The sequence below is a fragment of the Wolbachia endosymbiont (group A) of Trypoxylon clavicerum genome, from assembly GCF_947251665.1.
Classification (GTDB): domain Bacteria; phylum Pseudomonadota; class Alphaproteobacteria; order Rickettsiales; family Anaplasmataceae; genus Wolbachia; species Wolbachia pipientis.
Map to the genome: position 1 here is coordinate 540,214 of NZ_OX366374.1, position 16,780 is coordinate 556,993.

Consider the following 16,780-nt stretch of genomic DNA (forward strand, 5'->3'; position numbering starts at 1 on the left):
CCCTCCTTTCCTTTTTTTTATCGCTTGATTCGCAGCAGGTCTTATGTTTTTAAAATTTTTTGATGTTTAACTTTATTATAACTTTTCCTTTATTTTGTGAATATCTGAGTTACTTATATTATGTAAGAAATCTATTGCCAACTAGTCAATATTCTGTTAGGAATTAAGATAATATAAAGTTATTATGTTTGGATTGGAAAGCAGAAAGTTCCTGATCACTGGCGCATCAGGCGGAATAGGGCAAGCAATTGTAAAAATTATGCACAAAGCCGGAGCAACTTTATGTATTTCTGGCACAAAAAAAGAAGTGCTCGAAGAAGTTGCTAAACAATATGAAAAAAACATGCATGTACTCCCTTGTGATTTATCAAATGCTGAGGAAGTAAATCAACTAATAAATAGAGCAAGTGAGCTGATGGAAGGCTTTGACGGGCTCGTATGCAATGCGGGTATTACGCGAGACAGTTTATTATTGAGAATGACAGATGAAGCATGGCAAAAAGTAATTGATATTAACTTGAGCTCTACATTTAAGCTGAGTAGAGAAGCATGCAGAAAACTAATTAAGAATAATTGGGGAAGAATTATAAATATTTCCTCAATAATAGGGCTGACAGGAAACGCCGGGCAAGCAAATTATGCGGCGTCTAAAGCTGGAATAATAGCTATGAGCAAATCTATAGCAAAAGAAGTTGCAAGTCGTAATATAACAGTAAATTGTATTGCTCCTGGGTTTATAGATACTAAAATGACTGAAGTTTTAAATGAAGTGCAAAAGGGAAAAATATTAGATAATATTCCAATGAAAAGAATGGGAACAGGGGAAGAAATAGCAGCAGGGGTCTTATTTTTAGCAAGTGATGAAGCAAAATATATAACAGGGCATGTGCTTAACATTAATGGTGGGTTATTTATGTAGCAACACTTATGTATGGACAAATTATAATTTTTACTTTAAAACAAAAATATGTGTAGGTTTAGGTTTACGTTAATTTATTATTTAGAGGCAAAAAAATGAGCTCTATAATGGAATTTTTTAGTGTTTTTTGCGTAGTATTGCTTTTCTCTTTCTCAGGTTATGCAGCTGACCCTGATATGGATGACACAACTAAAGTAATATGCAATATTATTGGTTATGTTTGGGGGATAGGCGGTCCACTTATGACGGTAGTAATAATTGGTGCAGCTTTGCTTGCAATATTTGGCAGGATGCCGTGGCCAGCCCTCTTTGCTCTTGGCGTGTTCTGTGGTGTATTTTTTGGCGCTAAAACTATCATAACGAAAATTATGCCCAACGTAAGCGATGAAGCAAAAACTATGTTGGAAAAGTGTGGACAAAAATAATCCAAAAAGTGCAGAAATGCTTTTTTGTTATCCATTAAACCGCTTCATATCTTCAACTTGCAACAAATAAGGGCTATCTTTTGGTAGAGTTTTAACAGCTAGCTCAGCATATTTTGTAAATTGCTTTAAATCACCTTCAATACAAGCCTTTTTTGTCAAGGCAAAATAATGCATTGCCGTATCAGCTTCACATTTATATGCAATGCTTAAATATTTCCAGACAAAAGCGTTATTTGGTTCTACATTCAAAATCTGCTCCAGGTAAAAAATCGCCTTTTTTGCATCACCGTGTAATAATAAAGTATGAGATAATGCAAGTTTCACTAAATAACTGTTTTTCTCAGATAAATACCTAAGCGATTCCTCATACATTTTTATTGCTTCACTTAAATTTCCGGCCTTGTATAGCATTTCTGCTTTTAATTCATATAGGTATGGATCACTGTGTGACTCTTGAATCAATGAATTAACTTTAGCAATAGCCTCTTCTATCTTTCCTTGCCTATAGCAAACTATAGCATTTACATACTCAGAATTATTTTCATATTTATTAGATAACACATGAATAGGAGCAAAGAAAGAGTCTAGCTTGGCAACCACACGCTCAAACTTTAGTAACTTATCCGCAAAAATTGGTTTTACGTTGTTTTTAACCTTATAATTTTGTACAGCAAATATACGTTTCTCACTAAGTGGGTGAGTGCGGAAATATTCCTCGGTGTTCTCATGCTCAATACTTTTAAAATAATCAAAAATCTCTTTCATACCTGAATTATCATAGCCAGATTCATCAAGATACCTTAAAGCATAGCTATCTGCTACACTTTCTTGCTCTTGAGAATAGTTAAAAAATAGCCTTGAACTAAACGCTACACCACTAAGCAAAATTGCACCAGCAACCTGAGGGTTAATGATAATACTAGGCTCTGTGGACAAAAAATATGAAAAGAGAGAAAAAGATGGTAGTTTAGCCTAATAGGTAAAAAATGGAGAAACTACCATATGCAATATTACATCAAAGAGGAAAATTGGAAACAAATTTTAGAGTTCATAAAAAGCGTAAAAGGAATGCACAGCAAAGATGAAAAACGTTTAAGAATATTCATAGAGGCAGTGTGGTACATAGTGCGAAGTGGTTGCCAATGGAGACTTTTACCAAAAACTTATGGTAATTACAGGAGTATACATAAGCGATTTAAAAGATGGTGTGAAAGAGATGTCTGGAAAAAATTGCTTGAATATACTAAACAAGAGCCTGATTTAGAAGTTGCTATAATCGACGGTACGATCATCCGAGCCCATCCATGTTCATCTGGATATACAAAAAACTCCAAGGATCAAGAAGCTTTAGGGAGGAGCAAAGGTGGCTTTACAACTAAAATACATGCGCTTGTCGATGCACTTGGAAATCCACTTAAATTTACTCTGACTCCTGGTCAAAGAAATGAAATTACGCAGGCACAAGTGTTGACCGAAAGTATCTATAACTCTACTGTAGTAGCTGACAAGGGCTACGATAGCAATGCCTTTGTTACAAGTCTTGAAGACAAGGGATGTACAGTAGTTATTCCGCCAAAACGGAATCGAAAAGTGCAAAGGTATTACGATGAGCATATCTACAAAGAACGTCATTTGATTGAGTGTTTTTTTGGTAAAATTAAAAATTTTAGGCGCATTTTTTCCAGATTTGATAAAACTGCTGAGGTTTTTATTGGTTTTCTCAATTTTGTTGGAGCTCTTGTATGGCTTCTCTAAAATTTTGTCCACAGAGCCTAGAAACTAATCCTACCATATAACTAATCATTGCTATCGATTGAAAATAACCCATAGCACTACTCATTTGCAATATATGACCAGCAGATATGTGAGCAATCTCATGTGCTAATATACCAAGCAGGACATAAGGTTTAGCCGAATATTGTAAAAGTCCTAGGCTCTGTGGACAAAAAATATGAAAAGAGAGAAAAAGATGGTAGTTTAGCCTAATAGGTAAAAAATGGAGAAACTACCATATGCAATATTACATCAAAGAGGAAAATTGGAAACAAATTTTAGAGTTCATAAAAAGCGTAAAAGGAATGCACAGCAAAGATGAAAAACGTTTAAGAATATTCATAGAGGCAGTGTGGTACATAGTGCGAAGTGGTTGCCAATGGAGACTTTTACCAAAAACTTATGGTAATTACAGGAGTATACATAAGCGATTTAAAAGATGGTGTGAAAGAGATGTCTGGAAAAAATTGCTTGAATATACTAAACAAGAGCCTGATTTAGAAGCTGCTATAATCGACGGTACGATCATCCGAGCCCATCCATGTTCATCTGGATATACAAAAAACTCCAAGGATCAAGAAGCTTTAGGGAGGAGCAAAGGTGGCTTTACAACTAAAATACATGCGCTTGTCGATGCACTTGGAAATCCACTTAAATTTACTCTGACTCCTGGTCAAAGAAATGAAATTACGCAGGCACAAGTGTTGACCGAAAGTATCTATAACTCTACTGTAGTAGCTGACAAGGGCTACGATAGCAATGCCTTTGTTACAAGTCTTGAAGACAAGGGATGTACAGTAGTTATTCCGCCAAAACGGAATCGAAAAGTGCAAAGGTATTACGATGAGCATATCTACAAAGAACGTCATTTGATTGAGTGTTTTTTTGGTAAAATTAAAAATTTTAGGCGCATTTTTTCCAGATTTGATAAAACTGCTGAGGTTTTTATTGGTTTTCTCAATTTTGTTGGAGCTCTTGTATGGCTTCTCTAAAATTTTGTCCACAGAGCCTAAATGAATGAAAATACTGTTATTGTTAATTACAAAAGCATTAATCGAATTGTCATTAATTATAAAAACTTTTATTTGCTCATGATCAATATCCGCAGCAGAAAATAAAGGTTGCGCTAGCTCTTTCACTATTGCTTCCACTTCACTATCTCTAATAATGTTAATAGAGTAAGCATTATTATAATATGCAAAAAAGAACAATAAGGTCAAAAACTTAGCAACTCTAAACATGAAAATTCTGTGCTTGTATAATTTATAGAAATTCTATATTTTAACACTTAAATTATACAAATTTATAAACGCTAGTTTAAATTTTTAACGTAACTGATAAGTTTGTCGATGGTAGTTAACTTAATTTTATGTTGTTCAGCAAATTTAAGTAACTGAGGTAAGCGCATCATAGAGCCATCATCATTCACTAATTCACAAATAACTGCTGAATGATCAAACCCTACTAACTTCGCCATTTCAACACTCGCTTCAGTATGACCAGCACGTTGTGCCACCCCACCTTTATGTGCAATTACAGGAAAAACATGACCTGGAGTTATGATGTCATCCTGAGTACCATCCTTGTTGATAGCAGCATGTATAGTTTTCGTTCTATCCTCTGCTGAAACACCGGTTGTAATGCCATAACGTGCATCAATTGATGTAGTAAATGCGGTATGATTTTCACCAATATTTTTCTTTTCCATGAAATTAAGGCCCAACCTTTTCATGTGAAATTTAGTCATTGCTAAGCAAACAACCCCTGTACCGTACCTAACCATAAAAGCCATATGTTCCGGCTTTATTTTCTCAGCTAAGACAATCAAATCGCCTTCATTTTCTCTATTTTCATCATCAACTAAAATGAATAATTTACCGGAACGAGCATCCTCTAATACATCTTCCACAGAAGAAATACCTGGTAGACTCATTGAAGCATAAGTAGCCTGTACCATAATAATTTACTTAAATTCAATCTTAACTATTTTATACAATTTCTCTCCATTTGGCACTGTCACTTCCACATATTCACCGACTTTTTTGCCGATTAAGGCACTCCCAAGTGGTGAACTAGTAGATATTAACTGCTTTGAAACATCAGCTTCATATTCGCCTACAACCTTATAAACATATTCCACTTCACCGTTATTATCACTTAACATGCTTAATGTCACAGTTGCACCAAACATTACTGAATCACCAGACAAATTTTTTACTTCTATTACTTCCGCATGTGAGAGCTTACTTTCTATCTCCATTATACGGCCTTCAATAAAACCTAACCTTTCCCGTGCTGCATGATACTCTGCGTTTTCAGACAAATCACCTTGATCACGAGCATCAGAAATAGCCTGTATCACAGAAGGTTTTTCTTCCTTTAATTTTTCAAGTTCGGCTTGCATATTCTCAAAACCTTCACTCGTTATAGGAAATTTATTAATAATGGATGAAGCCATAATCACCACCTAAACGCAATTAAATTGAGTAACGAAATTACTCACAATGTTAAAAATATCACCTTTTATATCATCACTCATGTCATTTGACAACTTTTTTAAAACCCCAGGATGCACAGTATGAAAATAATTAATAAGATCATGTTCAAATTTATTAATGTAACTTATTTGTATTTTACTTAACTGATTATATAGGTTAGAAAAAATATACATCAGCACTACTTGCTCTTCTATTGACATAGATAAATGTTGTTTTTGCTTTAATAACTCGACAAGATATTTACCCTTATTCAAGGATAATTGAACACTAGCATCAAGATCAGAACCAAATTTTGCGAAATCTTCTAATTCTCTATACTGAGCTAAGCTTAGCTTTATAGAACCAGCAACTTTCTTCACAGACTTTAGTTGTGCAGCAGAACCAACCCGTGAAACTGACAAACCTATATTTACTGCAGGTCGAAATCCTTTATAAAATAATTCAGACTCAAGAAAGATCTGCCCATCGGTAATTGAAATAACATTTGTTGGCACATATGCAGATACATCACCAGCTTGAGTTTCGACAATTGGCAAAGCAGTTAAAGAACCCTGCCCTTTTTTATCAGACATTTTAGCAGCTCTTTCAAGCAAGCGAGAATGTACATAGAATATATCTCCAGGGTAAGCTTCACGACCAGGAGGACGTCTGAGCAATAAAGACATCTGCCTATATGCCACAGCATGCTTAGATAAATCATCATATATAATCAAACAATGCATTCCTTTGTCACGGAAAAATTCCCCAATAGTGCAACCAGCATAAGGTGCTAAAAATTGCATAGGCGCGCAGTCAGATGCACTAGCCACAACTACAGTTGTATACTCTAATGCTCCGCTTTCTTTCAGCTTATTTACCACTTTTGCTACTGTTGAAATTTTTTGCCCAATAGCAACATAAACACAGTAAACTTTTTGATTTTCGTTTACTTCATCGTTAATCTTCTTCTGATTGATAATAGTATCAAGCGCAATAGTAGTTTTACCAATTTGTCTATCACCAATAATTAATTCACGCTGCCCTCTACCTATTGGAATTAGCAAATCTATAATTTTAATTCCTGTTTGCAGTGGCTCATGCACAGACTTACGATCAATAATGCCTGGCGCTTTAGATTCTATATCCATTCTGTTTTTGGCTCTAATTTCCCCACCGTCGTCCATAGGATGGCCCAACGCATTTACAACTCTCCCTAACAATTCATGCCCTACAGGCACCTGCACAACATCACCACTACATTTTACAACGTCCCCTTCTTTCACATCACGGTCATTACCAAGCACAACTATTCCAGCTGTATCATGATCTAAATCGAGAACTATTCCTTCTACACCACTTGCAAAAAATACCTTTTCACCGAATTTTGCTTTTTCCAGCCCATAAACCAATGCGATACCATCTGTTACTGAAATTACTTCACCTATATTTTCCCGCTTTATAGGATTATCAAACGTCTCAACTTTTTCCCTTATTACACTTGCTATCTCAGAAACATTCATACTGTTCTTCATACAAAATTCCTTACTTTTAATATTTCCATTTTACTTAAGTCAACTAACCTATCCAAGTAACTTTTTAGCGAAGCATCGATCAAATTAAAACCATACCTAACTACGAAGCCACCTAGTATAGAAGGGTCAACCACATTGCTTACTTTTATTATTTTACCAAGAAAGCTCAAAGATTCAGTAATTATTTTTATATCAGATTCCTTTAAAGTTTCTGCTGACTTTATAGTAATTTCGAATTCATTTTCATTTTCTCTTGCAAGACTTAAGAATTTTTCTAATATAAGGATCAATAAACTAGAGCGTTTATTTGCAAATATAACCATAATAAATTTTACTAAATTCTCACTCAAGTGCTCATTTATAGAAAGCATCACTTCTTTTTTGTGTGCAAAAGAAATCATAGGATGAGATAGGTACACAAAAACATCACGTTGATCCTTAAAAAAAGCCAACAAAAATTCTACTTCTTTCCTTATAATACCTAACCTGCTTCCTGAGACATGAAATAGCACTCTAGCGTAAGATGAAACTAAATTATTGTATTGGGTCTTTTTCATATTAAATCCAGTAAATCTAAATTAATTCAGCTACAAATCTTTCATTCTTCAATCCAAGCATTTTTTATATAAACAGGTCTTCTCTTTAAGGAAAGAAAATATAAATCATATCTGACTGAATAATCTAAAAAACTAAGGTTTTTACTTAAGAAATACTTAGAAGAATTTATAATAGACTGACATTGAAGATGAGATATCGGTATTTCTTTTCCAAGTAAACTTGTTTTAACTTCTATAAAAATCAGCTCCTTTTTTTTAGATACAATTAAGTCAATTTCACCGAACTTGCAACGGTAACGGCGTTTTATAACATTATACCATTTCAGTTTTAAATATACTAAAACTAATAACTCGCCAAAGTAACCTACAAAGTAGCGTAACCTACTTACCACAAGAAGAACAATTATGATAACAATTAACTTTGTGTAACTACTTTGCCTCCTTCTTTATTTTTACTATAAACCTTACCTCTTGCTGCAATATCCCTATCAACCAGTTCTATCACTGCCATTGAAGCGCAATCACCCTTTCGAGTGCTAAATTTTATTATTCTAGAATACCCACCTTTACGATCTTGATAACGGCTGGCTAAGACGTTTAATAACTTATCAACTGCTAACTTACTATTATGAAGGCGTGAAAGCAAAAGTCTTCTACCATGTAAAGTATTCTTATTCTTAGCAATTGTAATAAACTTTTCGACATATGGACGAAGTTCCTTAGCTTTTGGTAAAGTAGTTACAATCTGCTCATGGTTAATTAATGAGATAGATAGATTCTTTAACGTCGATAATCTATGTTCAGTACAACGAGATAGTTTACGTTTTTTTATTCCATGTTTCATATATCACCTAATCTTCATCAGTATGTTGTTTAGCCAACTCATCTATATCCTTAGGTGGCCAGTTTAGCACATTCATACCCAAAGACAAGCCAAAATTAGTCAAAACTGCCTTAATCTCATTCAAAGACTTTCTGCCAAAATTAGCAGTTCTTAACATTTCACCTTCTGTCTTTTGCACAAGATCACCTATATAAGTGATGTTTTCGTTTTTCAGACAGTTATGAGACCTGACAGATAATTCCATTTCATCTACCTTACGCAATAAGACAGGGTCATAACCCAAATCTTTAGCACCACTAGACGAAGAAACCTGCGATTTTTTATAACTTACATCAGAACTAATAAAGGGCTGAAGTTGCTCCTGTAATATTCTTGCAGCAGAGTCAACAGCTTGACTCGGAGAAATTGTACCATCAGTTTCAATTGACAATATCAGCTTATCCTTATCAGTCACTTGGCCAACACGACTGTTCTCTACCCTGTACGAAACCCTGTTGACAGGGCTATACAAAGCATTAACTGGAATAAAACCAATTAAATCCTGTTCACTCATAAGCTTCAAAAGTTCATTTTCTTTATATTTAGTTACAGGAAGATAACCTTTTCCGCTAGCCACATATATGGTCATGTTAAGCTCCACATTTTGCCCCAGCGTACATATTAACAAATCTTTATTAACAATAGAGCATTGATCATCAGTTTCTATCATCCCAGCTAATACCTGGCAAGGCCCTTTAGCGTTTAAATTTAAGCATTTATTAGAAGCACCATTTAATTTACACCTCAACATACCCATATTTAATACTATATCAGTTACGTCTTCTCTCACCCCTTGAATTGAAGTGAACTCATGAGTTACACCTTCAATTTTTATTCCATAAACAGCACTACCTTTAAGAGAAGATAACATTACACGTCTTAATGCATTACCTAATGTTAAAGCAAAACCACTTTCCAACGGTTCTAGCACTATATCACTTTTTTCACTTGAATCATCTGATATTACCTTAACTGAACTAGGTTTAATCAATTTATCTAAATTGCTACAGAGAGAAACATCATTATTATAATACATAAAACAACCTTTTCAAATATCCTATACTCTTCTTTTTTTTCTTAACCTGCACCCATTATGAGGAATTGCGGTTTTATCTGCAATTGAAGTCACAGTCAACCCACAGCTCTGAAGTGCTTTAACCGCAGCTTCGGTACCAAAGCCAGGACCGCGAATTATTACAGAGACAACCTTCATACCAAATCTCTCCATTGCGTTCTTCGCAGCAGACTCCGCAGCCTTACCTGCAGCATAAGGTGTGGATTTTCTCGAACCTGAAAAACCACATGCACCCACAGAAGTTTGACATAGCGTATTACCATGAACATCAGTTACATTTACAAAAGTATTATTAAAAGTTGCACGAATATGGACAACACCAGTAATAAACTCCTTCTTACTCTTACCAACCGTTTTGACTTTTTTCATTAAAACTCACAATAATAATAAATTTTATTTTTTCCCAGCAATAGGCAACCGAGATCTACCTTTACGAGTCTTAGCATTAGTATGAGTCCTTTGCCCTCTCACAGGTAAACCTTTTCTATGTCTCACCCCTCTATAGCATCCCATTTCCACTAAAGATTTTATGTTCATAGCCACTTCTTTTCTGAGCTCACCTTCTATAACATAATTTTGTCTAATGAAACCGCTGATCTTTTCTATATCTTCATCTCGTAATTCTGAAACACGTTTGCGCTTATCAACTTCGCAAGCGTGACAAATTACATTCGCAGTAGCAATACCTATACCATATATATAAGTTAATGCAAAAGGAACACATTTCCTCACTGGAATATTTATGCCTGCAATACGTGCCACTGGTACCTCGATACTTTATTAATAACAACTCTTAATTTATACCATAAAACAACTCAAAGTCAAACCAAATTACAAGAAATTTTACTTTCAATCTCTTGCGTTACCTCATCAACACTCAAATTAGCGTCAATTGTTAATAATTTGCCTTTATAATACTCGCGTAAACCTTTCATTTGAAGGTGATATTCACTTATTCTCTTATTAATTGCAGACATATCAGCATCATCAATTCTTTTCTCTAACCTCGTACTTTTACATTTAGCACAAGTAGTACTCTTAAAAGAAGATACACTATATATGCTTTTACAGTCCAAACACGCGAGACGATTTTTTAACCTATCGATTGCAATATTATCGTCAAGCTGCAGCTCAACTACAATGTCAACATCCCTATTATATTTTTCTTGCAAAACTTGAGTCAAAAAATGAGCCTGGTTTAAATTTCTCGGAAAACCATCTAATAAGCAATTATCATCCACTAATGCAAGCTGGTCACGTAATAATCCACATATAATTTCATCTTGAATTAAATTACCAGATTCCACGGTACCCTTTATTTTTTTACCTAACTGACTACTGCTAGATATAATATTCCTTAATAAATCCCCTACTGAAATTAATTTTAAATTATATTTTGCTATTAACAAGCTTGACTGAGTACCTTTACCAGAACCTGGAGGACCAAAAATCGTAATGATCATCTTACTTTCCTCGTTTTAGACTCATATTTCTTTATCCAGTTGTCGTACCTATTTGAAAAAATATAAGATTGTATTTGCATAATAGTATCAGTAATAACGTTCACTATAATCAGTAAGCTCGTCCCACCAAAAATAAATGGTATATCATAATAATATCTCATAACTTCAGGTACAGTACATATGACTACCAAATACGCAGAGCCAATGAATGTCAACTTAAAAACTATATCTTGAAGGTAATCAGAAGTATGTTTCCCAGGCCTTCTACCAGGTATAAAACCACTATTTTTTTTAAGAAAATCTGCGTTTTCCTCTGGATTAAATATAAAATTGGTATAGAAAAAATTAAAAAATACTATCAGCACCAAATAGGCTACAATATATACTACTTTATTTGCCATAAAGTAATTCAAAATAAAATCAGAAAAAGCGTGCCCCTTATAGAAATTTGCAATTGAAATAGGTGTCAATAAAATTGCATTAGCAAAAATGGTTGGTACTACACCAGATAAATTAATCTTCAATGGAATATAAGTAAAATCGTCATTATGTAATCTTTTAAATTGCTTTTTAGGATGTTGAACAATAACCTTTCTATAAGAAGACTCTACAAAAATGACTAAGAGTAGCAGCAAAAAAAACAATACCAAAACAAAAAGGATAATAAATAACGATACGCTACTGTTTTTATTTAACGTTAACAAAGATGACAAAGCACTGTGTAACTCTGATATTATACCCGTGAAAATGATTAATGAGATACCATTGCCTATACCGCTAGCGCTGATTCGTTCACCAAGCCATATTAAAAGCATAGTTCCACCTAAAAGGCTGAAAACACCTATTGTACGAAACATAACACCAGGTTCGATTACAACCAATACCCCTTCCCTATTCATCCCTTCCAATCCAACCAAAATTGGAATTGATTGAAATACACAAATTACTATGGTCAGATAGCGTATATAAGAATTCATCTTTCTACGGCCTGACTCTCCATCATTCTTAACTTCCTTCATTCCTTTAATCGCAGAAGAAAGTAACTGAATAATGATAGAAGCCATTATATATGGCATAACGTTCAATGCTAGAATTGTCATTCTAGCCAATGCACCACCAGAAAATAAATTAAATACTCCAAAAACGCCTGAGCCATCTTTGGGAAATATATCATTAATTACATCAAGATTAATTCCAGGAATAGGCACATAAGTACCCAAGCGATAGCAAATTAAAGCTATTAGCGTAAAAAATATACGCTTTAATAAATCGCCTTTATATAACAACGTAGGATCCAAGCTATTAAATGCTGATTTATTGCCCATGACTTACGATAGTATTTCCACACTACCACCAACTGAAGCTACAGATTTTTTTGCAGCTTCTGACGCAAAATTAACATGAAACACAAATTTTTCGCTCAACTTACCTTTATTAAGAAGTTTAATTTTATCCTTAATAGACTTTATAAAACCTAATTTATACAGCCTCTCCTTATCTATAACAGAGTCTTTCACTATTTTTTTAGCTTCCATTAAGCGCTGTATATCGCCAACATTAATTATAGAGTATATGCTCCTACGTATAGGCTTAAAACCTCTTTTAGGCAAACGAGTATATATAGACTGTTGTCCACCCTCAAAACCATTTATAGAAACTCCACTTCTAGCCTTCTGCCCTTTATGCCCTCTACCGGATGTTTTACCTTTACCACAACCGATACCTCTACCCAGCAACTTAGGCTTCTTTTTCTTAGATAATTTAGTAAATATAGAGTTTAATTTTACAGCATTATTCATACTTTACCTGTTTCCAACTATCTCGCTAATCTTTTTGCCTCTTTTGCTTGCTACCTGACGAGGAGATAACATACTATCAAAAGCCTTAAACACCGCACATATAACGTTATGAGGATTATTTGATCTAGTGGATTTAGCTACCACATCCTTTATACCTAACACCTCAAAAACTGATCTAATCGCTCCACCAGCAATAATACCTGTTCCGGCTCTTGCGGTTCTTAAAACTATCTCACCAGAACAAAATTTAGCTTTAATATCATGATGCAAAGTTCTACCTTCACGCAAGTACACTCTAATCATTGATTTCTTTGCAGCATTTACAGCTTTGACTCTTGCTTCAGCAACTTCTGCGTGCTTACCTATTCCACACCCTACCCTACCCTTCTCATCGCCAACAACAACCAAAATTGAAAATGAAAATCTTCTACCACCTTTGGTAACCGTTGTCACTCTTCGTACCGAAACTAAAAGCTCTGATAAATCATTATTATTTTGTAAATTCTTTATAGCCATATTCAAAACCTTCTAAAATTCAAATCCAGAACTTCTTAAAGCCTCAGCAAATTGAGAAACTAATCCTGTGTATTTATACGCTCCACGATCAAACGTAAGCTGCTGCTCTAATTTCATGCCAGACAGACGCTCAACCATTAAAGAAGAAACCTGTTTTATAGTTTCAGCGTTGACTTTCCCTTTACATACATCCTTAATTTTAGCATCCAAAGTAGAAGCTGAAGTGAGAGTTATTCCTTTTACATCATTAATTAACTGGACATAAAAATGCCTATTAGATTTAAATATGGATATACGTAAACGTTCAGCGCTCTTGTCAAGCTTCGCTCTATTACGTAACTTCCTTTTTTCAGAATTACTTAAAAAATTATACGATCTTTTCATTTTTATTACTTCTTTTTACTTACAACCTTACGCAGCATAAATTTGCCTTTTATTACAACACCCTTACCTTTATAAGGATCATATTTTCTAATTTTGCATATATCAGACGCCACCATATAGACCTTCTGCTTATCCATACCACTAACTACTAAGTAAGTTGGCTTTATGCACTTAATCTCAACATCTTTAGGCACTTTATATTTAACATTATGGCTATAACCAAGATACAAAGTCAAATACTTACCATCACACTCTGCCTTATATCCCACACCGTTAATCTCAAGATTAACAGAAAAACCATCAACCATGCCGTTAATGATATTATTAATATTACTCCTATAAGTGCCCCACATAGGCTTTATTTTATCATAATTATCTTTATCTTGATCAACAGAAAGCAATAGCTGATTATCAATAATCTGACACACAACATCCCTGATCAAGCTAACTTCCTTTTCAGCCTTAGCACTCTTTATTAACATACTACCATTATTATATTCAACTGAAACACCAGCAGGAATATTGATAGGAGCAGCACCTATACGAGACATGAATTTCTCCTATTATTTAAAACACACGACACAAAACTTCTCCACCAACCTTTAACTTATGTGCATTATAATCAGTCATCACTCCTTTGGGTGTCGATATAATAAAAATACCAAAACCATTATATGCTTTAGAAATGTCCTTATACTTAGAATAACGACGACAACCAGGCTTTGACACCCTAACTATGTCACTAATTACAGGTGACTTCTCATAATACTTCAATTTTACAATGAAAGAAGGTAAATTATCTACAACTTGCTTTTCATAATCAAGGATATACCCTTCCTCTTTTAAAATCTCCAATATAGAAGAATTCATCTTAGAAAATAGTACCCTTGTTGCCCTATGCATTGCCAATTGAGCATTACGTATCCTTGTTAAAAAATCACCAATACTATCAGATAACGCCACAATATACTCCTTATATTATATTTACCAACTAGACTTTGTAACTCCTGGAATTTGCCCAAAAGAACATAAATCACGCAAAACAATTCTACATAAACCAAATTTTCTATATACTCCTCTTGGTCTCCCAGTTAAAGCACACCTATTTCTAATTTTGGTTTTAGAAGAATTTCTAGGCAATTTTTTAATTAATTTATTTTGAGCTGTAAACCTTTCTACAATAGACAAATTCTTATTATTTATTATAGATTTCAATTTTTCTCTTTTTTCTTTATATTGATCGCACAACTTTATTCTGCGAAGATTTTTTTCTATCATAGATTTTTTTGCCATATATTTCTCCTCTTAATTAATCAAAAAAAGGAAATTTAAGAGCCAGTAATAATTCCTTTGCTTCCTTATCACTAACTGCACTTGTTATAATATTAATATCCATACCTCTAATTTTACTTATTTTATCATAGTCTATTTCTAAAAACGAGATATGTTCCTTTATACCAAAGGAAAAATTACCATTACCGTCAAATTGCTTCACACTAAATCCTCTAAAATCTTTTTCCCTTGGCAAAGCAATATATATCAATCTTTCTAAAAACTCATACATTTTATCTCTACGCAAAGTTACTTTGCAACCTACTGTAGCACCTTTTCTGATCTTGAAGCCAGAAATAGATTTTTTTGCAAAAGTTGATAAAGGCTTCTGCCCAGCAATCAAATATAGGCTATCAAGTGGTTCATTTATTGCTTTACTATCTGTAGCAGCATCTCCAACGCCCATATTGATACACACCTTGACAAGTTTAGGCACTTGCATTATATTGCCGTAATTAAACTTATCCTTTAAGGACTTTACTACGCTATCTTTATATAATTCTTTAAACATATCAACCTAATCTATCACTTCTCCAGAAACTTTTGCAAAACGCACTTTTCTACCGTCTATAACCTTAAACCCCACTTTAGTTGGAGTTTTATATTTAGGGTCCAATGTTGCAACGTTGGATATATCAATAGCTAACTCTTTATTTAATATACCACCACTACTACCAGCTTTTGGTTTAGTATGTCTCTTATGCACATTCACTCCAGAAACAATTACTTTCTTTTTAGCATCACGTGCTATAACTTTGATTACCTTACCAATTTTTCCCTTATCTCTACCAGTTAAAACTATAACGTCGTTACCACTTTTTATTTTAGCACTCATTATAAAACCTCAACAGCTAATGACATTATCTTCATAAAAGAACCAGATGATAACTTTTTTACCGGACCAAACACCCGAGTGCCAAGTGGTTCACCTTGATCATTAATCAAAACTACAGCATTGCTAGAAAAACGAATTACAGAACCATCAGATTTTCTAATAGGGCTTTTCACCCTCACCACAACTGCTCTATATACTTTTCCCTTCTCAACCTTCCCTCTTGGAGTAATAGATTTAGTAGATACAATAACTGTGTCACCTATAGATGCAGATTTTCTACCACCCAATAAACCAATACAAAGCACTGCACGCGCACCAGAATTATCAGCTACTTCCAATAATGTATTTTTTTGAATCATGTAAATATCCTATTCAATGTGAGCTATTAACAACAACCCATTTTTTAGTAGTAGAAATAGGCTTGTGTTCTTGTATTAAAACCTTGTCCCCTTCTTTACAACTATTATTCTCATCATGTGCTGTATACTTCTTGTATTTTTTTATAACCTTTTTATACAGCTCATCCTTATACACTTGTAATACCGAAACCTTTACAGTCTTATCACACTCAGCCTTAGTTACAGTACCACAAAAAACCTTTTTAGGCATTCTTTTCCTCTCTTCTTCTTTTATTTAATGTAGTTAGAATACGAGCTATGCTCTTTTTTATTAAGCTAAAACGCGAAATATTGTTGCACTGGCCCAGCTTTTTTTGAAAAACCAAATTAACAAACTCTTTTCTCAAATTCACAAGAATTTCATGCAATTCTTGCGAGGACCTCGATTCAATGTCAGCTATATCCATTGCAA

The 16,780-nt window shown here is 34.0% G+C and carries 26 protein-coding genes and 3 pseudogenes; 4 read left to right on the forward strand and 25 right to left on the reverse strand.

Annotated features, from left to right (window positions below):
* The first annotated feature begins 184 nt into the window (after window positions 1-184).
* Together fabG and OPR60_RS02695 are read left to right on the forward strand one after the other, a co-directional pair.
* On the forward strand, window positions 185-919 hold the full coding sequence (gene fabG, locus OPR60_RS02690) for a 3-oxoacyl-[acyl-carrier-protein] reductase (RefSeq protein WP_065094549.1): 735 nt from the start codon (window positions 185-187) through the stop codon (window positions 917-919).
* A gap of 95 nt (window positions 920-1,014) precedes the next feature.
* Complete coding sequence (locus OPR60_RS02695) at window positions 1,015-1,344, forward strand: TrbC/VirB2 family protein (RefSeq protein WP_065094548.1); 330 nt, start codon at window positions 1,015-1,017, stop codon at window positions 1,342-1,344.
* 27 nt (window positions 1,345-1,371) lie between these two features.
* On the opposite strand, the pseudogene OPR60_RS02700 reads toward OPR60_RS02695, so the two are convergent.
* A pseudogene (locus OPR60_RS02700) lies at window positions 1,372-2,265 on the reverse strand (tetratricopeptide repeat protein); the annotation flags it as partial.
* Between the two features lie 81 nt (window positions 2,266-2,346).
* On the opposite strand from OPR60_RS02700, the gene OPR60_RS02705 reads away from it, so the two are divergent.
* Window positions 2,347-3,099, forward strand: a complete 753-nt coding sequence (locus OPR60_RS02705) for an IS5 family transposase (RefSeq protein ID WP_265039632.1) — start codon at window positions 2,347-2,349, stop codon at window positions 3,097-3,099.
* 13 nt (window positions 3,100-3,112) lie between these two features.
* On the opposite strand, the pseudogene OPR60_RS02710 reads toward OPR60_RS02705, so the two are convergent.
* Window positions 3,113-3,277 (reverse strand): annotated as a pseudogene (locus OPR60_RS02710) (M48 family metalloprotease); the annotation flags it as partial.
* A 79-nt stretch (window positions 3,278-3,356) separates the two neighbouring features.
* On the opposite strand from OPR60_RS02710, the gene OPR60_RS02715 reads away from it, so the two are divergent.
* Window positions 3,357-4,109: an IS5 family transposase gene (locus tag OPR60_RS02715; RefSeq protein WP_265039901.1), complete on the forward strand. Its 753-nt coding sequence runs from the start codon at window positions 3,357-3,359 to the stop codon at window positions 4,107-4,109.
* On the opposite strand, the pseudogene OPR60_RS02720 reads toward OPR60_RS02715, so the two are convergent.
* The 23 genes and pseudogenes from OPR60_RS02720 to rpmC form a co-directional block, all read right to left on the reverse strand.
* Window positions 4,095-4,358, reverse strand: a pseudogene (locus OPR60_RS02720) (M48 family metalloprotease); the annotation flags it as partial. The gene OPR60_RS02715 and the pseudogene OPR60_RS02720 overlap by 15 nt on opposite strands.
* 71 nt (window positions 4,359-4,429) lie before the next feature.
* On the reverse strand, window positions 4,430-5,074 hold the full coding sequence (gene ribB, locus OPR60_RS02725; protein WP_007549343.1) for a 3,4-dihydroxy-2-butanone-4-phosphate synthase: 645 nt from the start codon (window positions 5,072-5,074) through the stop codon (window positions 4,430-4,432).
* A 6-nt stretch (window positions 5,075-5,080) separates the two neighbouring features.
* Window positions 5,081-5,575 (reverse strand): transcription elongation factor GreA, encoded by a 495-nt coding sequence (gene greA / locus OPR60_RS02730; RefSeq protein WP_077190318.1) that lies wholly within the window; start codon window positions 5,573-5,575, stop codon window positions 5,081-5,083.
* Window positions 5,576-5,584: 9 nt separating this feature from the next.
* Window positions 5,585-7,126: a F0F1 ATP synthase subunit alpha gene (gene atpA, locus OPR60_RS02735; RefSeq protein WP_065094545.1), complete on the reverse strand. Its 1,542-nt coding sequence runs from the start codon at window positions 7,124-7,126 to the stop codon at window positions 5,585-5,587.
* Window positions 7,123-7,683 (reverse strand): ATP synthase F1 subunit delta, encoded by a 561-nt coding sequence (gene atpH, locus OPR60_RS02740; protein WP_010962742.1) that lies wholly within the window; start codon window positions 7,681-7,683, stop codon window positions 7,123-7,125. The genes atpA and atpH overlap by 4 nt, the downstream gene beginning before the upstream one ends.
* A 41-nt stretch (window positions 7,684-7,724) precedes the next feature.
* Window positions 7,725-8,075, reverse strand: a complete 351-nt coding sequence (locus OPR60_RS02745) for a YraN family protein (protein WP_012673177.1) — start codon at window positions 8,073-8,075, stop codon at window positions 7,725-7,727.
* 23 nt (window positions 8,076-8,098) lie between these two features.
* Window positions 8,099-8,527: a 50S ribosomal protein L17 gene (gene rplQ, locus OPR60_RS02750; protein ID WP_007550873.1), complete on the reverse strand. Its 429-nt coding sequence runs from the start codon at window positions 8,525-8,527 to the stop codon at window positions 8,099-8,101.
* A 7-nt stretch (window positions 8,528-8,534) separates the two neighbouring features.
* Window positions 8,535-9,602 (reverse strand): DNA-directed RNA polymerase subunit alpha, encoded by a 1,068-nt coding sequence (locus OPR60_RS02755; RefSeq protein WP_012673178.1) that lies wholly within the window; start codon window positions 9,600-9,602, stop codon window positions 8,535-8,537.
* 21 nt (window positions 9,603-9,623) lie between these two features.
* On the reverse strand, window positions 9,624-10,010 hold the full coding sequence (gene rpsK, locus OPR60_RS02760) for a 30S ribosomal protein S11 (protein WP_065094543.1): 387 nt from the start codon (window positions 10,008-10,010) through the stop codon (window positions 9,624-9,626).
* A gap of 24 nt (window positions 10,011-10,034) precedes the next feature.
* On the reverse strand, window positions 10,035-10,403 hold the full coding sequence (rpsM, locus tag OPR60_RS02765; protein WP_010962745.1) for a 30S ribosomal protein S13: 369 nt from the start codon (window positions 10,401-10,403) through the stop codon (window positions 10,035-10,037).
* A gap of 59 nt (window positions 10,404-10,462) precedes the next feature.
* Window positions 10,463-11,104 carry an adenylate kinase family protein gene (locus OPR60_RS02770; RefSeq protein WP_265039976.1) on the reverse strand — a complete coding sequence of 214 codons (642 nt, stop codon included), beginning with the start codon at window positions 11,102-11,104 and terminating at the stop codon, window positions 10,463-10,465.
* Complete coding sequence (gene secY, locus OPR60_RS02775) at window positions 11,101-12,429, reverse strand: preprotein translocase subunit SecY (protein WP_265039977.1); 1,329 nt, start codon at window positions 12,427-12,429, stop codon at window positions 11,101-11,103. Before secY ends, OPR60_RS02770 begins: the two co-directional genes overlap by 4 nt.
* A 3-nt stretch (window positions 12,430-12,432) precedes the next feature.
* Entirely contained in the window at window positions 12,433-12,903 is a 471-nt protein-coding gene (rplO, locus tag OPR60_RS02780) for a 50S ribosomal protein L15 (RefSeq protein WP_265039979.1), read from the reverse strand.
* A 3-nt stretch (window positions 12,904-12,906) separates the two neighbouring features.
* Window positions 12,907-13,419, reverse strand: coding sequence for a 30S ribosomal protein S5 (gene rpsE / locus OPR60_RS02785; RefSeq protein ID WP_010962748.1), 513 nt, complete (start codon window positions 13,417-13,419; stop codon window positions 12,907-12,909).
* Between the two features lie 12 nt (window positions 13,420-13,431).
* Window positions 13,432-13,803 carry a 50S ribosomal protein L18 gene (gene rplR, locus OPR60_RS02790; protein WP_006279867.1) on the reverse strand — a complete coding sequence of 124 codons (372 nt, stop codon included), beginning with the start codon at window positions 13,801-13,803 and terminating at the stop codon, window positions 13,432-13,434.
* A 5-nt stretch (window positions 13,804-13,808) separates the two neighbouring features.
* Window positions 13,809-14,354, reverse strand: coding sequence for a 50S ribosomal protein L6 (gene rplF, locus OPR60_RS02795; RefSeq protein WP_265039980.1), 546 nt, complete (start codon window positions 14,352-14,354; stop codon window positions 13,809-13,811).
* A gap of 16 nt (window positions 14,355-14,370) precedes the next feature.
* Window positions 14,371-14,766 (reverse strand): 30S ribosomal protein S8, encoded by a 396-nt coding sequence (gene rpsH, locus OPR60_RS02800; RefSeq protein WP_265039982.1) that lies wholly within the window; start codon window positions 14,764-14,766, stop codon window positions 14,371-14,373.
* A gap of 21 nt (window positions 14,767-14,787) precedes the next feature.
* Window positions 14,788-15,096 (reverse strand): 30S ribosomal protein S14, encoded by a 309-nt coding sequence (gene rpsN, locus OPR60_RS02805; RefSeq protein ID WP_265039984.1) that lies wholly within the window; start codon window positions 15,094-15,096, stop codon window positions 14,788-14,790.
* 16 nt (window positions 15,097-15,112) lie between these two features.
* A complete protein-coding gene (gene rplE, locus OPR60_RS02810; RefSeq protein ID WP_064124652.1) occupies window positions 15,113-15,646 on the reverse strand; it encodes a 50S ribosomal protein L5 in 534 nt (177 codons plus the stop codon).
* A 6-nt stretch (window positions 15,647-15,652) separates the two neighbouring features.
* Window positions 15,653-15,970: a 50S ribosomal protein L24 gene (gene rplX, locus OPR60_RS02815; protein WP_406829670.1), complete on the reverse strand. Its 318-nt coding sequence runs from the start codon at window positions 15,968-15,970 to the stop codon at window positions 15,653-15,655.
* Complete coding sequence (gene rplN / locus OPR60_RS02820; protein WP_006279348.1) at window positions 15,970-16,329, reverse strand: 50S ribosomal protein L14; 360 nt, start codon at window positions 16,327-16,329, stop codon at window positions 15,970-15,972. The genes rplX and rplN overlap by 1 nt, the downstream gene beginning before the upstream one ends.
* Before the next feature lie 13 nt (window positions 16,330-16,342).
* On the reverse strand, window positions 16,343-16,579 hold the full coding sequence (rpsQ, locus tag OPR60_RS02825) for a 30S ribosomal protein S17 (protein WP_064124649.1): 237 nt from the start codon (window positions 16,577-16,579) through the stop codon (window positions 16,343-16,345).
* Window positions 16,572-16,775 carry a 50S ribosomal protein L29 gene (gene rpmC / locus OPR60_RS02830; RefSeq protein ID WP_064124648.1) on the reverse strand — a complete coding sequence of 68 codons (204 nt, stop codon included), beginning with the start codon at window positions 16,773-16,775 and terminating at the stop codon, window positions 16,572-16,574. Before rpmC ends, rpsQ begins: the two co-directional genes overlap by 8 nt.
* Window positions 16,776-16,780: the final 5 nt, after the last annotated feature.

What these genes read in the sequence shown, in the direction of transcription:
- fabG (WP_065094549.1), top strand. Translation starts at nt 185, where the DNA reads ATGTTTGGATTGGAAAGCAGAAAGTTCCTGATCACTGGCGCATCAGGC.
- OPR60_RS02695 (WP_065094548.1), top strand. Translation starts at nt 1,015, where the DNA reads ATGAGCTCTATAATGGAATTTTTTAGTGTTTTTTGCGTAGTATTGCTT.
- OPR60_RS02705 (WP_265039632.1), top strand. Translation starts at nt 2,347, where the DNA reads ATGCAATATTACATCAAAGAGGAAAATTGGAAACAAATTTTAGAGTTC.
- OPR60_RS02715 (WP_265039901.1), top strand. Translation starts at nt 3,357, where the DNA reads ATGCAATATTACATCAAAGAGGAAAATTGGAAACAAATTTTAGAGTTC.
- ribB (WP_007549343.1), bottom strand. Translation starts at nt 5,074, where the DNA reads ATGGTACAGGCTACTTATGCTTCAATGAGTCTACCAGGTATTTCTTCT.
- greA (WP_077190318.1), bottom strand. Translation starts at nt 5,575, where the DNA reads ATGGCTTCATCCATTATTAATAAATTTCCTATAACGAGTGAAGGTTTT.
- atpA (WP_065094545.1), bottom strand. Translation starts at nt 7,126, where the DNA reads ATGAAGAACAGTATGAATGTTTCTGAGATAGCAAGTGTAATAAGGGAA.
- atpH (WP_010962742.1), bottom strand. Translation starts at nt 7,683, where the DNA reads ATGAAAAAGACCCAATACAATAATTTAGTTTCATCTTACGCTAGAGTG.
- rplQ (WP_007550873.1), bottom strand. Translation starts at nt 8,527, where the DNA reads ATGAAACATGGAATAAAAAAACGTAAACTATCTCGTTGTACTGAACAT.
- OPR60_RS02755 (WP_012673178.1), bottom strand. Translation starts at nt 9,602, where the DNA reads ATGTATTATAATAATGATGTTTCTCTCTGTAGCAATTTAGATAAATTG.
- rpsK (WP_065094543.1), bottom strand. Translation starts at nt 10,010, where the DNA reads ATGAAAAAAGTCAAAACGGTTGGTAAGAGTAAGAAGGAGTTTATTACT.
- OPR60_RS02770 (WP_265039976.1), bottom strand. Translation starts at nt 11,104, where the DNA reads ATGATCATTACGATTTTTGGTCCTCCAGGTTCTGGTAAAGGTACTCAG.
- secY (WP_265039977.1), bottom strand. Translation starts at nt 12,429, where the DNA reads ATGGGCAATAAATCAGCATTTAATAGCTTGGATCCTACGTTGTTATAT.
- rplO (WP_265039979.1), bottom strand. Translation starts at nt 12,903, where the DNA reads ATGAATAATGCTGTAAAATTAAACTCTATATTTACTAAATTATCTAAG.
- rpsE (WP_010962748.1), bottom strand. Translation starts at nt 13,419, where the DNA reads ATGGCTATAAAGAATTTACAAAATAATAATGATTTATCAGAGCTTTTA.
- rplR (WP_006279867.1), bottom strand. Translation starts at nt 13,803, where the DNA reads ATGAAAAGATCGTATAATTTTTTAAGTAATTCTGAAAAAAGGAAGTTA.
- rplF (WP_265039980.1), bottom strand. Translation starts at nt 14,354, where the DNA reads ATGTCTCGTATAGGTGCTGCTCCTATCAATATTCCTGCTGGTGTTTCA.
- rpsN (WP_265039984.1), bottom strand. Translation starts at nt 15,096, where the DNA reads ATGGCAAAAAAATCTATGATAGAAAAAAATCTTCGCAGAATAAAGTTG.
- rplE (WP_064124652.1), bottom strand. Translation starts at nt 15,646, where the DNA reads ATGTTTAAAGAATTATATAAAGATAGCGTAGTAAAGTCCTTAAAGGAT.
- rplX (WP_406829670.1), bottom strand. Translation starts at nt 15,970, where the DNA reads ATGAGTGCTAAAATAAAAAGTGGTAACGACGTTATAGTTTTAACTGGT.
- rplN (WP_006279348.1), bottom strand. Translation starts at nt 16,329, where the DNA reads ATGATTCAAAAAAATACATTATTGGAAGTAGCTGATAATTCTGGTGCG.
- rpsQ (WP_064124649.1), bottom strand. Translation starts at nt 16,579, where the DNA reads ATGCCTAAAAAGGTTTTTTGTGGTACTGTAACTAAGGCTGAGTGTGAT.
- rpmC (WP_064124648.1), bottom strand. Translation starts at nt 16,775, where the DNA reads ATGGATATAGCTGACATTGAATCGAGGTCCTCGCAAGAATTGCATGAA.